This is a genomic window from Saccharothrix hoggarensis (assembly GCF_052936025.1).
In genome coordinates this window covers 467,398-481,472 of the sequence record NZ_CP193624.1, presented here as the reverse complement: position 1 = coordinate 481,472, position 14,075 = coordinate 467,398, and the positions used below count along the sequence as shown (strand labels likewise).

The window sequence follows — 14,075 nt, the reverse complement described above, 5'->3', positions numbered from 1 at the left end:
ATTGCCCTCAGCGCACCGGGTCCTGGACGAGCCGGACCCAGCCGCGCACGGCGTCGGCGGACACCGGCGCGCCCCACCCGCCCGGCCGCACCGCGCCGCCGACGTGGAACCCGGTGACGCCGAAGGACTTCAGCCGCGGCACGTGCTCCGCCTTCAGCCCGCCGCCGACCAACAGGGCCGTCGCCGCCTGCCGGCCCGCCAACCGCTCCAACGCCGGGAACCCGTCCGCCACCCCGCGCGGGCTGCCGGCGGCCAGCACGGTGTCGCACCCCAACTCCCCCACCACCGCCCACGCGGCCTCGGGGTCGGCCGAGTTGTCCAGTGCCCGGTGGAACGTCCAGGCGCATTCCTCGACCTCGGCGGCGAGCGCGGCGCACGCCGCCACGTCCACCCGCCCGTCGCCGTCGAGGAACCCGAACACGAACGCGCCCGCCCCGGCCTCCCGCAACACCGCGGCGTCGCGCCGCAGCCCGTCGAGGTCGCGGGGCGCGAACCCCGGCCCGTCCCGCAACATGACCCGCACCGGGAGGTCGGTGGCGGACAGGACGTCCCGCAGCACGGCAACCGGGGGCGTCAGCCCGTCGGCCCCCATGTCGACCGCGAGCTCAACCCGGTCCGCGCCACCTTCTTGGGCAGCGACAGCGTCAACGGCGTCCAACGCGATAACCTCAAGCATGGTCTAGACCATACCGACGGCCACGTCGCATGGGCAGGCGTCCGCGCATGCACCTCTGGTCTCCAGGGTGCTCCGCCGTGCGCCGCCTCCTTCCATCCCGGCAACGTTCTCGCGGGCCGAATCGTTGCCGGACGACGGCCCGGTTACTTCGTCCGGGTGATCTTGAAGCACGTCACCGGTTCGAGGCGGAGGCGGAGGGCGGGCGGCCCGGAGGGACGCGATGAGGAGAGCAAAAAGAGGTCTGAGCTGCGATTATGGGTTGACAGGAGGTAAGCGTCAAATGTGAACAGCGCTCGATGTATCCAGCGTAGAACTACTCACTCCTTATCTGATGACCGATCCTCAACCCCGACTGAGGAGGCCCGCGATGAACGCCACTCCGCCTGGCGTCGACGAGCTCGAACCCGTGGACGTGGGGGCGGCGCTCGACGGCACCGAAGTGCTGACCGTCGAGCCCGCCGCCCCGACCAACGCCGTGACCGACCTGGTCAAGGTGAAGGAAGACCCGCTGGTCGGCGACACGCCGCCGGCCACGCCGACCGGCCACCACCAGACGCACAGCGTCCCGGTGGACGTCACCGGCACGCAGGTCAGCACCAACTGAAAGCTCTGGGGGACGAGGTGGCGGTCGGTCGGCTTCGAGGGGTGCCGACCGGGAGTCACCCGCAGTGAGGGGGGAGGCGGTCCGCGGTGCGAGGGGGGCATCGCGGACCGCCGCCGCGACTGACCAGGTGGTGTGTGACGATCAGCTCCGGCTGGGGGACGCCGAGAAGGAGGTGACGACGTGGGAGAACTGCGCACGGCCGGTGAGCGCCCACCGTGGGAGGGGCTTGACGGCACGGACCGGCACGCGGCTTGCGTCGTCGCCGCGCGCGACGGCGACCGCAGGGCGCTGGACGTCCTGGTCGCCGACCTGACACCGCTGGTGTGGCACGTCGCACGAGGACACGGGCTGGACCGCAGCACCGCGGAGGACGTGGTGCAGACGGTCTGGCTCGCGCTGTTGCGCCACCTCGACCGGTTGGTCGAGCCGCGCGCGTTGGCCGGGTGGCTCGTCGTGGCGACGCGCCGCGAGGCGCAGCGCACCTGGACGCCCGCCCGGAGGGAAGCCGCGCTGACCGACGAGCTGGCGGAACAACTGGAAAGCGAGCACGGCCTGCCGGAGGACGCCGCCCTGGTCACCGACCGGGACCACCGGTTGTGGCGGGCGTTCGGCCGGTTGTCGCAGAAGTGCCAGGAACTGCTGCGGCTCACCGTGCTGGCCGGCCGGGCGGAGTACCGCGCGGTCGCCGAAGCACTGTCCATGCCACGCGGCAGCATCGGCCCGACCAGGGGCCGGTGCTTGACCACGTTGCGCACACATCTCGACGCGGAAGGAGGATCGCGGTGAACGACATCGACCCGCGCGATGACCGCAGAGGCCAAGAGGACACCGCTGTCCTCACGGAACTGAACCGCCTGGTGTACGAGTTGGACGCGCCCCCGCCGGGGCTCGTCGAACGCATCCAGTTCGCGGTGGCTTTGGAGAACCTGGACGTCGAGGTGGCCCGCTGGGAGCGCGCGGGCTCGTTCGCGGGCGTGCGTGGCGGCAGCCCGGGGACCATCACGTTCACGGTGGACAACCTGACGTTGATGGTGAACTTCACGTCCACGGGCGCCCGGCACCGCATCGACGGCTGGCTGGTGCCGGCCGGTGAGCACACGGTCGAGGTGCGGGTGGCCGAGCACGCGTCGAGCACGACGAAGGCGGACGACGGTGGCCGCTTCGTGCTGTCGGACGTGCCGGCCGGGACGACGCAGATCGTGGTGCACCTGGTGAACTCGCGGGGTGAGCCCGGTCGGACGGTCGTGACGCCGACGATCATGTTGTGAGGGCGGACGGGCTCGTCACGGTCGGTTGATCAACGGTGAACTCACGGAGAGTAACCCGTTCGGCTCAGCCATAACCTCCACAAGACGGCTTCTCGGACACGTTCTGTGTGCTGGCATAGGGACGTGTCCGCCTCTCGTGCTGCCCTGCCGCTGTCACCGTCCGTTCCCAGTGGTGTCGAAGTAGCCTCCGGCCTGCACAAACAGGCTTATCGGGCGGCGTCGGCGGGTCGTCCGGCGGATGCCGTGACGTTGTTGCGCCGTGCACTTGGTGCACTGCCCGTGATATCGGCGGGCGTCGAAGCGACCACGGTCCGCATCCGGATCCTGATCACCCTGTCGTACGGGGAGGCCGAGACGGGGTCGGTGGAGGACGGTCTGGCGCACCTGCGGACGGCGGGTGAGCTGGTGTCGACGTTGCCCGAGGGCCCGGACGCGGTGGGGTTGCGGGCGATCGTGAAGGACCAGCAGGCGTTGATCCTGCACCGCGCGGGGCGGACGGCGGAGGCCATCGCGCTGTACGACGAGTCGGTGCGGCAGCTGGAGGACGGCCGGGCGTCGGGGGCGGTGGGCACGGCGACGTTGGCGACGGCGCTGGTGAACCGCGGGTTGACGCACATCGCGTTCGGGCTGCCGGAGGCGGCGGAGCGGGACGTGCTCCGGGCGATCGACCTGGCGGAGGCGGACGACCTGCCGCTGATGAAGGCGAAGGCGCTGGGGAACCTCGGCGACATCGCGCACCTGACCGGTGACGTGCCCCGGTCGTTGGCGTGCCACGAGCAGGCGGAGCGGGTGTTCCGGGTGTTGGCGCCGGACCTGGTGGCGCGCACGCAGATCGACCGGGCCCGGGTGATGCTGGCCGCGGGGTTGGCGGACGAGGCGGCGCGGCAGCTGGACGAGGCGCTGGTGGTGCTGCGGCGGCGTCGGGTGGGGCAGGACTTGGCGGAGGCCGAGTTGGCGCGTGCGGCGGCGGCGTTGTTGCAGGGCGATCCGGTGACGGCGTGGGGGTTGGCGGGGCAGGCGCGGCGGCGGTTCCGGCGGCGTGGCAGCACGTCGTGGGCGGAGTTGGCGGCGTTGACGCGGATGCGGGCGGAGTTCGCGTGGTCGGCGTCGCCCGGGGGTGCGGCAGGGACGTTCGTGCCGGCGCAGGGGGTTTCGCCGGAGGCTCGGCGGGTGCCGGCGCGGTTGACGCCGGCGCGGGCGGCGCGGTTGGCGGAGCGGCTGGGCGCGGTGGGCCTCACCGACGAGGCGGCGGTGGCGACGTTGCTGGCGGCGCGGGTGGCGGTGCGCCGCGGTGACGTGGTGGGGGCGCGGGCGTTGGTGGACGGGGTGCCGGAGCCGGGTCCGATCGCGCCGGTCGACCACCGGATGCTGGCGCGGTTGTGCCGGGCGGAGCTGGCGGTGGCGGTGGGCGCGCCGGGGGTGGCGCTGCGGGAGGCCGCGGAGGGGTTGGCGGAGCTGGGCCGGGTGCGTGACCGGATGGGCGGGTTGGACCTGGTCTGCGGCACGGCGGTGCACGGGCGAGAGCTGGGTGAGCTGGCCGTGGGGTTGGTGCTGGACCACGACGGTGACGCGGAGGCCACGTTCGAGTGGTTGGAGCGCACGCGGGCGCAGGTGTACCGGTACGAGCCGTTGCCGGTGATCGAGGACCGGGTGCTGGCGCGGCGGGTGGCGGAGTCGCGGTCGTTGTCGCGGGCGGTGCAGCAGGCGCGGTTGGACGGCCGGCCGGTGGCCGAGCTGGAGGCGCGGCTGGACGCGTTGCAGGCCGAGGTGGCGCGGTTGGGGTGGCACACGAGCGTGTGGGGGCGGCCGCGGCCGGTGTGCGGGGTGGCGGAGGTGCGGGCCGCGTTGGGGGCGCGGGCGATGGTGAGCTTCGTGGCGCACGGTGGCGTGTTGTGGGCCGTGGTGCTGGTGGCGGGTGAGGCGGCGCTGGTGCGGTTGGGTGCGGCGGCGGCGGTGTTCGAGTTGGCGCGGCAGTTGCACGCGGACGTGGACGTGCTCGCGCCGGACCACCTGCCGGAGGTGTTGGCGTCGGCGGTGACGGCGTCGGCGGCGCGGCGGGCGGAGCGGTTGGACGCGGCGTTGGTGGGGCCGTTGGCGGGGTTGGTCGGCGGGCGTGAGCTGGTGGTGGTGCCGACGGGTGACCTGTACGCGGTGCCGTGGGGCGCGTTGCCGTCGTTGCGGGGCCGGCCGGTGGTGGTGGCGCCGTCGGCGACGGCGTGGTTGAACGCGGTGTCGGCGCGGACGTCGGCGTCGCGGGTGGTGCTGGTGGGCGGGCCGGACCTGCCGGAGGCGGTCGGCGAGGTGAGCGACCTGCGGTGCGCGTACCCGGGCGCGGTGCAGGTGGAGGCGGTGGGCGACGTGCTGGCGGCGTTGGACGGGGCGCGGTTGGCGCACATCGCGGCGCACGGGGAGCACGTGGCGGACAACGCGTTGTTCTCGCGGTTGGAGCTCGTGGACGGCCCGTTGTTCGCGCACGAGGCGGCGCGGTTGCCGACGGCGCCGGAGCAGGTGGTGCTGGCGGCGTGCTCGTTGGCGTTGAGCCACATCCGGCCTGGTGACGAGGCGTTGGGGTTCGCGGGCGCGTTGTTGGCGAGCGGGTCGCGGACGGTGGTGGCGGCGGTGAACAAGGTGGGTGACCGGGCGGCGGCGGTGACGATGGAGGCGTTCCACAAGTTGTTGGCGGAGGGGAAGCCGGCGGCGCACGCGTTGGCGGAGGCGACGGCGGTGGACCCGTTGCGCCGCCCGTTCGTGTGCTTCGGGTCGTGAGTCCCGCTGATCGTCGCGGGCGGGTCGTGGGGGTTCAGAAGCCGCCGATGAGCGCGCCGGCGTGGCTGACCGGCACGGTGTGGGTGGCGAACCCGGTCCCGGTGGCGACGTGCAGGAGGAAGCCGGTGGGTTCGGCGAGGTAGCCGGTCTGCCGGTCGGCGCGGAGGGTGAGGGACGTCTGGCGGTAGGTGCTGGGCGCGACGGACACGGACGTGCCGGCGAACGGGGCGCTGACGACGCGGTGGACGTGGCCCGCGAGGACGCGGGCGACGTTGTGGTGGCGGGAGAGGACGGCGCCGAGGGCGGGGCCGTTGTCGAGGCGCATGCCGTCGAGGAACGGGAGGCCGACCTCGACGGGCGGGTGGTGCAGGCAGACGAACGCGGGCACGTCGGGGCGTTGGGCGAGGACGTCGTCCAGCCAGGACAGCTGGTCGTCGCCGACGTGCCCGGCGGGGGTGCCGTGCTGCCACGAGTCGAGGGCGATGACGGTGAAGCCGGGGTGGGCGACGGCGTAGTGGGTGGAGGTCGCGCCGCCGAGGAACGACGTGCCGCCGAACACCTCCAGCAGGGCGGCGGGGTGGTCGTGGTTGCCGGTGGTGAGGTGCAGCGGCAGGGGGAAGTCGCCGATGACCTGGCGGAGCTGGGCGTAGGCGTCGACGTCGCCGTGCTCGGTGAGGTCGCCGGTGATCACGACGCAGTCGGGGCGCGGGTCGAGGGCGAGGACGCGGCCGAGCGCGTGGCGCAGGGAGGCGGCCGGTTCGGCGGCGAGGGCGTCGGTCCGCAGGTGCGGGTCGCTCAGGTGCGCGATGAGCACGGTCGGCTCCAAGTCCTCGTGGGCGGTCACCGCCCATTGCACCCCACCGGGGGGCGCGCCCGCACCCGTCGGGGCACGCCAGTGATCCGCCGCACCCCCGGCACGGCGAAGGGCCCGGTTCACCAGAGGCGAACCGGGCCCTTCCGTGACTTCGGCCGATCGACGGGTCAACGACCCCGGTCGATCAGAAGTCCATGCCGCCGCCCTCGGGCATGGCCGGGGCAGCGCCCGCCTTCTCCGGCTTGTCCGCCACCACGGCTTCGGTGGTGAGGAACAGCGCGGCGATCGACGCGGCGTTCTGCAGCGCCGAGCGGGTGACCTTGGTCGGGTCGGGCACGCCGGCCGCGAGCAGGTCCTCGTACACGCCGGTCGCGGCGTTGAGGCCGTGGCCCACGGGGAGGCCCTTGACCTTCTCCACCACGACGCCGCCCTCGAGGCCGGCGTTGATGGCGATCTGCTTCAACGGCGCCTCGACGGCGACCTTGACGATGTTGGCGCCGGTCGCCTCGTCGCCCTCGAGCTTCAGGCCCGCGAACGCGATCTCGGCGGCCTGGAGCAGCGCGACGCCACCACCGGCGACGATGCCCTCCTCGACGGCGGCCTTGGCGTTGCGCACCGCGTCCTCGATGCGGTGCTTGCGCTCCTTGAGCTCCACCTCGGTGGCGGCGCCGGCCTTGATGACCGCGACACCGCCGGCGAGCTTCGCCAGGCGCTCCTGCAGCTTCTCGCGGTCGTAGTCGGAGTCCGACTTCTCGATCTCGGCGCGGATCTGGTTGACGCGGCCCTGGATCTGCTCGGCGTCACCCGCGCCCTCGACGACCGTGGTCTCGTCCTTGGTCACGACGACCTTGCGGGCCTTGCCCAGCAGCGACAGGTCGGCGTTCTCCAGCTTCAGGCCGACGTCCTCGGTGATGACCTGGCCACCGGTGAGGATGGCGATGTCCTGGAGGATCGCCTTGCGGCGGTCGCCGAAGCCCGGGGCCTTGACGGCGACGGACTTGAAGGTGCCGCGGATCTTGTTGACGACCAGCGTGGCCAGGGCCTCGCCCTCGACGTCCTCGGAGATGATCAGCAGCGGCTTGCCGCCCTGCATGACCTTCTCCAGCAGCGGGAGCAGGTCCTTCACCGTGGAGATCTTCGAGCCGTAGAGCAGGATGTACGGGTCCTCGAGGACCGCTTCCTGGCGCTCGGGGTCGGTCACGAAGTAACCGGAGATGTAGCCCTTGTCGAAGCGCATGCCCTCGGTGAGCTCGAGCTCGAGCCCGAGAGCGTTGCTCTCCTCGACGGTGATGACGCCTTCCTTGCCGACCTTGTCCATCGCCTCGGCGATGAGCTCGCCGATGGTGGTGTCGCCCGCGGAGATGGACGCCGTGGCGGCGATCTGCTCCTTGGTCTCGACCTCCTTGGCGGTCTTGTGCAGCTGCTCGATCACGGCGTCGACGGCCTGCTCGATGCCGCGCTTGAGGCCGAGCGGGTTGGCGCCGGCGGCCACGTTGCGCAGGCCCTCGCGGACCAGGGCCTGGGCCAGCACGGTGGCGGTCGTCGTGCCGTCACCGGCGACGTCGTCCGTCTTCTTCGCCACTTCCTTGACGAGCTCGGCCCCGATCTTCTCCCACGGGTCCTCGAGCTCGATCTCCTTGGCGATCGAGACGCCGTCGTTGGTGATGGTCGGCGCGCCCCACTTCTTCTCGAGCACGACGTTGCGGCCCTTGGGGCCGAGCGTCACCTTGACGGCGTCGGCGAGAGTGTTCATGCCACGCTCAAGACCGCGGCGGGCATCCTCGTCGAACGCGATCATCTTGGCCATTGCGGTGTGTTCCTCCGCCTGATTACGAATGGGGCCACTGCGGACGCGCGTCCACAGCGGAACACGGTGCTTCGGCCAGGCTCGGTGCCCGCGACGGACGACCTGCCCCCTGGAGGGGACGGGCCTCACCGTCCCAGCCTGCGTGTTGGCACTCGGGTGTTCCGAGTGCCAACACCGTGTTTAGCACTCGACGGAGGAGAGTGCAAGAAGAGCTGGTCAGCGGGACGTGCGCACGGGCACGCTCGTGGGCAGCGGTTTGCCGCTGGTCGTGGTCCCGACCTCGATGGACTGGCTCTGGCCCGTCGTGCCGCCCTGGCGCGGAGGTTCGTCCTTAGGGGTGAGGATCACCACGAGGATGACGATGAGCACGATCGCGACCGCGCCGGCGAGGACGGGCGCGAGCCACGGCGGCCGGGGCTTGCCGGTGTTGGTGAACGCGCCGGCGCCGCCGACCTGGGCGGGCGGCCTCAGCCGGACCGGGTCCTGGAGGAAGCCGGGCGGCTGCTGCTGCGGGTAGGGCGGCCGGTAGGGCGGCTGCTGCACGGGCACGCCGCCGGTCTGCGGCCCCATCGGGACCGCGCCGGAGTCGAGGCGGCGGGGCGGCGGGGCGCCCTGGGGCGCGCCGGACAGCGCGGCGCGGGCCGCGGCGATGAGCTCGACGCACGAGCCGTAGCGCTGCGACGGGTCCTTGGCGGTGCCCTTGCGCAGCACGTCGTCGATGGCGGGCGGCAGCGACACGAGCGACGTCAGCGACGGGATCTCGGCGCCGAGGTGGCCCTGGATGACGTCCTGCACGCCGCCCTGGAACGGCGGGCGCCCGGACAGGCACGCGAACACCATGCAGGCGAGCGCGTACTGGTCGGTGCGGCCGTCGAGGGGTTCGCCGCGCAGGTGCTCGGGCGCGGCGTAGGTGGGCGAGCCGAGGAAGTCGCCGGTGCGGGTGCGGTGCCCGGTCGCGCCGCGCCTGGTCAGGCCGAAGTCGGCGAGGTAGACGTGCTCGCCCGCCGCTTCCTTGGCGGTGACCAGCACGTTCGCCGGTTTCACGTCGAGGTGGACGAGGCCCTTGCCGTGCAGCATGTCGAGCGCTTCGGCGACCTGGCCGAGCAGCGTCAGGGTGCGCGCGGGCGAGAGCGGGCCGTCCTTGATGTGGCTGGCGAGGTCCTGGCCGTCGACCAGCCGCATGGCGATGTAGAGGAGGCCGTCGACCTCGTCGAAGTCGTAGAGCGGCACGATGTTGGCGTGGTCGATCGCCGAGGTGTTGCGCGCCTCGTCGACGAACCGCTCGCGGAACTCGGCGTCGGCGGTGAGGTGCTCGCCGATGACCTTCAGGGCGACCTTGCGACCGAGCCGGACGTCCGTGGCCTTGTAGGTCACGCTCATGCCACCCCGGCCGAGCACACCGTCGATCCGGTAGTGGCCCAACCGTCGCCCGCTCAGGTCCTCCGACACGCGGGGCAGCCTAACGCCCGTGTACAGCGCCTTGCGCGGGGTTCCCGGCAAACGGCCCGGTGAGGGGTCGGGTCGGCGGTCGGGGCGGGTGGTTCGGGCGGGCGGTCGGTTCGGCGGGGTCAGGTGGGCGGTCGGGTCGGCGGGTCAGGTGGGCGTTCAGGCGGCCCGACCCGCCGACGCGGCGGGCCGGGCGGAGGTCACGATGCCTTCCGGACGTCCGATGCCTGGCTGCGGCCGTCGCGTCCCGCCTGGATCTCGAACTCCACGCGGTCGCCCTCGGCCAGCGTGCGGAAGCCTTCCATTTGGATCGCCGAGTAGTGCACGAAGACATCCGGCCCGCCGTCGGCGGCGATGAAGCCGTACCCCTTCTCCGAGTTGAACCACTTGACCGTGCCGACAGCCAAGACGTCCTCCTTTGAGAAATACCTTGAGCAAACCGCCACGCTAGAGGCACGAGGGGATTCGCCGGTACCTCCTTATGGAGTCATGACCGGGCGCTGAATCCGTTGTCGCGCAACCAACTGACCAGTCCGCGCGGGCTGCGGGTCCGGGTGAGCACGAGGCCGGGACCGGCGAAGTCGAGAACGAGCCCTTCGCCATTCCGCACGGATTGGGCGGCGTCGGGGGAAACGGCGCGCAGGCGGCACTGGAGGGTGTCGGCGAACGCGACGACGTGCCCGCCGGCGACGGTGACGAGTTCGCCGGGTTCGAGCGTGACGACGTCGAGCGTGCCGTAGCAGCCGAGCACGACGGGCCCGGTGCCGTACGCGTAGGTGAGGAAGCCGTGGTCGCCGCCGTGCAGCGCCCGCACGGGCGGCGCGACCGGGTCGAGGCGCGCGGTGGCGGCGGCGGCGAGCCAGCTGTTGCGGGCGACGCACCAGCCGGTCTTGCCGTCGAGTTCGAGGACGTGCAGGTCGCCGGGCAGGGGCGGGGCGACGTCGACCCAGCCGCCCTCGGGGCCCGCGGTGCACAGGGCGGCGGTGAGACCGGGCGCCTTGGCGCGGCCGTCGACGCCGACGCCGTAGCTGGTGGCGAGGACCGAGGAGCGCTCCACGAGCGCCGGCTCACCGGGCGCGAGGACGAGTCGGGCCACCCCGAACGTGGGGGTGTGGCGGGTCCGGACCTGCAACGTTCCCCCTGTCGTGATCAGCCGGTTGGGGCAGTCTGCCACGGGCGCGGCAGGATGGTGGGCGTGTCCAACGCGCTGAGCCGAGTCGCTGATCACAAGGCCCGTGTCGCCGGGCTGGTGGGCCTGATGCCGGTGGCGGAGCTGCCGGTCGCCGACTGCCTGGGCCTGGTCCTGGCCGAGGACGTGGTCGCGCCCGTGCCGCTGCCGCCGTTCGACAACTCCGCGATGGACGGGTACGCGGTGCGCGCGGCGGACGTGGCGTCCGTGCCGGTGGAGCTGCCGGTGGCTGCGGACATCCCGGCCGGTCGGACGGTGGCGCGGGCGTTGGAGCCGGGCACCGCGCACCGGATCATGACGGGCGCGCCGGTGCCGCCGGGCGCGGACGCCGTGGTGCAGGTGGAGTGGACGGACGGCGGCACGTCGGCGGTGCGGGTGGACCGCGGGGTGGCGGTCGGCCAGAACGTCCGGCGGACGGCGGACGACGTGGCCGTGGGCCAGACGGTGCTGCGGGCGGGCGCGGTGCTCGGGCCGGCGCGGCTGGGGTTGGCGGCGGCGCTGGGGTTCGGGTCGCTGCCGGTGCGGCGGCGGCCGCGGGTGCTGGTGCTGTCGACCGGGTCGGAGCTGGTGGGGCCCGGTGTCCCGCTGGAGCGCGGGCAGATCTACGAGTCGAACGGCGTGATGCTGGCGGCGGCGGTGCGCGAGGCGGGCGGCGAGGCGGAGCTGCTGCGGTTCGTGCCGGACGACGTGGAGGCGTTCCACGCGGCGATCGCGCCCCGGTTGGGGTCGGTGGACCTGCTGCTGACCTCCGGCGGGGTGAGCGCGGGCGCGTACGAGGTGGTGAAGGACGCGTTCACGGGCCGCGGCGTGGAGTTCACGAAGGTCGCGATGCAGCCGGGCGGGCCGCAGGGCGCGGGCCGCTACCAGGGCGTGGCGGTGGCGACGCTGCCCGGGAACCCGGTGAGCGCGCAGGTGTCGTTCGAGGTGTTCGTCCGGCCGGCGTTGCGGGCCGCGATGGGGTTCGCGGTGGTGGAGCGGCCGACGGCGGTCGCCCGGTTGAGCGCGCCGATCACGTCGCCTGCGGGGCGCACGCAGTTCCGGCGCGGCGCGTACGACCCGGAGTCGGGGCAGGTGGTGACGCCGGTCGGCGGGCCGGGGTCGCACCTGCTGTCGGCGTTGGCGGCGAGCGACTGCCTGATCGAGGTGCCGGAGGACGTGACGGACCTGGCGGCGGGCGCCGAGGTCACCGTCCGGTTCCTGCACGGAGAGTGAACTTGGGTTGACACCCAGCCATTGATCATTCGGTGTGACCCGGATTACACTGGCGGGTACCCCTGTTCCGGCTGGTCCGTGCGTTCGTCGGGGGACGCACGGGCGGGCCGGACGGGGCCCGGCGGAGCCGCGTAGCGTGTGGCGGGCCGGAAGCACCGCCCTGACACGGAAGAGCCATGACCGTCGATCGCGACAAGAAGAACAGTGGTGCCGTCTCCCACTTCCTCGATCTCGCCCGGGGGATCGTCCCCCCGATGCACCCCGCGGGTCGCCCGTTCGTGGCGGGCGCAGCCGTCGCGACACTGCTGCTGCGCCGGTTCTCCAAGCGCGCGGGCGTCGCCGGAGCCCTCCTGACCGCCTGGGTCGCGTGGTTCTTCCGCGAACCCAAGCGCACCACGCCCACCAGGGCCGGCGCGGCGGTCGCGCCCGCCGACGGCACGGTGTCGCACGTCGTCGAAGCCGTGCCGCCCGTCGAACTGGGGCTCGGCGACACGCCGATGACCCGGATCAGCGTGTTCCTGTCGGTGTTCGACGTGCACGTGCAGCGCGTGCCCGTGGCCGGCCTGGTGCGGCAGGTGTCGTACCGGCCCGGCAAGTTCCTGTCCGCGGACCTGGACAAGGCGAGCGAGGACAACGAGCGCAACACGGTGTGGCTGAGCACGCCGTCCGGCCACGACGTGGTCGTCGTGCAGATCGCGGGCCTGGTGGCGCGGCGGATCGTGTGCGAGGTCGTCGAGGGCGACAAGGTGGCGGTCGGGCAGACGTACGGCCTGATCCGGTTCGGCTCGCGGGTCGACCTGTACGTGCCCGCCGGCAGCCGCGTCCTGGTGGAGGCCGGGCAGCGCACCATCGGCGGCGAGACGGTCCTCGCCGAGCTTCCCTCGGAGGGCTGAGCGGATGGCTCCCAGCGGGCCGGGCATCAGGCTGCTGCCGAACGCCATCACGGTGCTCGCGATGTGCGCCGGGCTGTCCGCCGTGCACTTCGCGATGATCGAGATGTGGGGTGCGGCGATCGGCTCGATCGCGGCGGCGGCGGTGTTCGACGGGTTGGACGGGCGGATCGCCCGGCTGCTCGACGCGACCAGCAAGATGGGCGCGGAACTCGATTCGCTGGCCGACGCGATCTCGTTCGGCGTCGCGCCCGCGCTGGTCGTGTACGTGTGGAAGTTCGGCGGCGACCGGCAGGGCTGGGTCGTCGCGTTGATCTTCGCGGTGTGCATGGTGCTGCGGCTGGCGCGGTTCAACACCCTGCTCGACGTCGAGCAGCCGCCGTTCGCGAAGGAGTTCTTCGTCGGCGTCCCCGCGCCCGCGGGCGGGCTGTTGCTGCTGCTGCCGTTGATCCTGGACGAGCAGATCGGCCGGGCGGGCTGGTGGTCCAGCCCCGTGGCCGTGGCGCTGTGGACGGTCGCGATCGCGTTGCTGCTGGTGAGCCGCATCCCGACGCTGTCGGTGAAGACGATCAAGGTCCCGCCGCGCCTCGTCGCCCCGCTGCTCGTGCTGGTCGGCCTGCTGGCGGCGGCCGTGATCACGTTCCCGCTGGTGGCGTTGATCGCGGCGATGCTCGTGTACCTCGGGCACCTGCCGTACTCGGTGCGCCGGTACCGGTGGCTGGCGAAGCACCCGGAGGCCTGGTCCGTGCCGGCGGCCGATCGCCGGGCGATCAAGCGGGCGCACGGCGTGGCGGCGCGGCGGTTGGGGTTGCGCCAGCCACTCGGCGGCCGGGTGGCGGGTGCCGCGATGCGCGCCGTGCGGCGGCCGAGGCGCGCCGTCGACCCGACCCAGGTGGCGGCGGAGACGAACGGCCAAGCCCGTCCCGGCAAGCGCCGAGGCTGGCGCCAACTGGGCATACGCCGCCACGACCGCCCGTAGTCCGTATACTGCGGTTGACCAGCACTTTCAGTGCAACAAAGGTCGGGGCCACGCTCACTCGAACGAGTGATCATGGCCCCGACTTAGTAAAATAACACCGTTACAAACAACCTCGCGCGTCGGTTGAAACAACGAGGCCGCCACCAACCGCCCCGCTCCCGCACGCACTCCCGCACCCACCCGCCCCCGGCCCCGCTCGGCCGGACACGGCGCCCTGCGGTCCGCCCCCAGCCACGCTCGGCAGCCACGGTCGGCCGGCCACGGCGCCCTGCGGTCCGCCCCCAGCCACTCGGCAGCCACGCTCGGCAGCCACGGTCGGCCGGCCACGGTGCCCCAGAGCCCGCCAGGCAGCCGCCGCCCCACGCTTCCGGTGCGACGCGGCCTGGCGCGGTTCGGGCGGTGGGCAGCAGAGGCGGGGGGTGGT

The 14,075-nt window shown here is 72.9% G+C and carries 13 protein-coding genes; 7 read left to right on the top strand and 6 right to left on the bottom strand.

What is annotated here, in order from left to right; all coding sequences use genetic code 11:
* Positions 1-7: 7 nt before the first annotated feature.
* Positions 8-676, bottom strand: coding sequence for a copper homeostasis protein CutC (locus ACRAKH_RS02415; RefSeq protein ID WP_380728022.1), 669 nt, complete (start codon positions 674-676; stop codon positions 8-10).
* Positions 677-1,043: 367 nt separating this feature from the next.
* Between ACRAKH_RS02415 and ACRAKH_RS02410 the strand changes: the two genes are divergently transcribed.
* From ACRAKH_RS02410 to ACRAKH_RS02395, 4 genes are all read left to right on the top strand, one after another.
* Positions 1,044-1,280: a hypothetical protein gene (locus ACRAKH_RS02410; RefSeq protein WP_380728024.1), complete on the top strand. Its 237-nt coding sequence runs from the start codon at positions 1,044-1,046 to the stop codon at positions 1,278-1,280.
* Positions 1,281-1,460: 180 nt separating this feature from the next.
* Positions 1,461-2,066 (top strand): RNA polymerase sigma factor, encoded by a 606-nt coding sequence (locus tag ACRAKH_RS02405; RefSeq protein WP_380728026.1) that lies wholly within the window; start codon positions 1,461-1,463, stop codon positions 2,064-2,066.
* Positions 2,067-2,125: 59 nt separating this feature from the next.
* Positions 2,126-2,548, top strand: coding sequence for a carboxypeptidase regulatory-like domain-containing protein (locus ACRAKH_RS02400; RefSeq protein ID WP_380728032.1), 423 nt, complete (start codon positions 2,126-2,128; stop codon positions 2,546-2,548).
* A 279-nt stretch (positions 2,549-2,827) separates the two neighbouring features.
* Complete coding sequence (locus tag ACRAKH_RS02395; RefSeq protein WP_447009596.1) at positions 2,828-5,314, top strand: CHAT domain-containing protein; 2,487 nt, start codon at positions 2,828-2,830, stop codon at positions 5,312-5,314.
* A gap of 34 nt (positions 5,315-5,348) precedes the next feature.
* On the opposite strand, the gene ACRAKH_RS02390 is transcribed toward ACRAKH_RS02395, so the two are convergent.
* The 5 genes from ACRAKH_RS02390 to ACRAKH_RS02370 form a co-directional block, all read right to left on the bottom strand.
* A complete protein-coding gene (locus ACRAKH_RS02390; RefSeq protein ID WP_380729966.1) occupies positions 5,349-6,158 on the bottom strand; it encodes a phosphodiesterase in 810 nt (269 codons plus the stop codon).
* A 154-nt stretch (positions 6,159-6,312) separates the two neighbouring features.
* The gene (gene groL / locus ACRAKH_RS02385; RefSeq protein WP_380729964.1) at positions 6,313-7,935 is read right to left on the bottom strand and encodes a chaperonin GroEL; all 1,623 of its coding nucleotides are present in this window, start codon (positions 7,933-7,935) and stop codon (positions 6,313-6,315) included.
* A gap of 216 nt (positions 7,936-8,151) precedes the next feature.
* Entirely contained in the window at positions 8,152-9,384 is a 1,233-nt protein-coding gene (locus ACRAKH_RS02380) for a serine/threonine-protein kinase (RefSeq protein WP_447009595.1), read from the bottom strand.
* A gap of 197 nt (positions 9,385-9,581) precedes the next feature.
* Entirely contained in the window at positions 9,582-9,788 is a 207-nt protein-coding gene (locus ACRAKH_RS02375) for a cold-shock protein (protein WP_033432301.1), read from the bottom strand.
* Between the two features lie 80 nt (positions 9,789-9,868).
* Complete coding sequence (locus tag ACRAKH_RS02370) at positions 9,869-10,513, bottom strand: AIM24 family protein (protein ID WP_380724262.1); 645 nt, start codon at positions 10,511-10,513, stop codon at positions 9,869-9,871.
* A gap of 54 nt (positions 10,514-10,567) precedes the next feature.
* Between ACRAKH_RS02370 and moeA the strand changes: the two genes are divergently transcribed.
* From moeA to pssA, 3 genes are all read left to right on the top strand, one after another.
* Positions 10,568-11,782: a molybdopterin molybdotransferase MoeA gene (gene moeA, locus ACRAKH_RS02365; RefSeq protein WP_380724242.1), complete on the top strand. Its 1,215-nt coding sequence runs from the start codon at positions 10,568-10,570 to the stop codon at positions 11,780-11,782.
* A gap of 176 nt (positions 11,783-11,958) precedes the next feature.
* Positions 11,959-12,675 carry a phosphatidylserine decarboxylase gene (locus tag ACRAKH_RS02360; protein WP_380724243.1) on the top strand — a complete coding sequence of 239 codons (717 nt, stop codon included), beginning with the start codon at positions 11,959-11,961 and terminating at the stop codon, positions 12,673-12,675.
* Between the two features lie 4 nt (positions 12,676-12,679).
* Complete coding sequence (gene pssA, locus ACRAKH_RS02355) at positions 12,680-13,651, top strand: CDP-diacylglycerol--serine O-phosphatidyltransferase (RefSeq protein WP_447009594.1); 972 nt, start codon at positions 12,680-12,682, stop codon at positions 13,649-13,651.
* Positions 13,652-14,075 lie beyond the last annotated feature (424 nt).

What these genes read in the sequence shown, in the direction of transcription:
- ACRAKH_RS02415 (WP_380728022.1), bottom strand. Translation starts at nt 676, where the DNA reads ATGCTTGAGGTTATCGCGTTGGACGCCGTTGACGCTGTCGCTGCCCAA.
- ACRAKH_RS02360 (WP_380724243.1), top strand. Translation starts at nt 11,959, where the DNA reads ATGACCGTCGATCGCGACAAGAAGAACAGTGGTGCCGTCTCCCACTTC.
- ACRAKH_RS02410 (WP_380728024.1), top strand. Translation starts at nt 1,044, where the DNA reads ATGAACGCCACTCCGCCTGGCGTCGACGAGCTCGAACCCGTGGACGTG.
- groL (WP_380729964.1), bottom strand. Translation starts at nt 7,935, where the DNA reads ATGGCCAAGATGATCGCGTTCGACGAGGATGCCCGCCGCGGTCTTGAG.
- pssA (WP_447009594.1), top strand. Translation starts at nt 12,680, where the DNA reads ATGGCTCCCAGCGGGCCGGGCATCAGGCTGCTGCCGAACGCCATCACG.
- moeA (WP_380724242.1), top strand. Translation starts at nt 10,568, where the DNA reads ATGGTGGGCGTGTCCAACGCGCTGAGCCGAGTCGCTGATCACAAGGCC.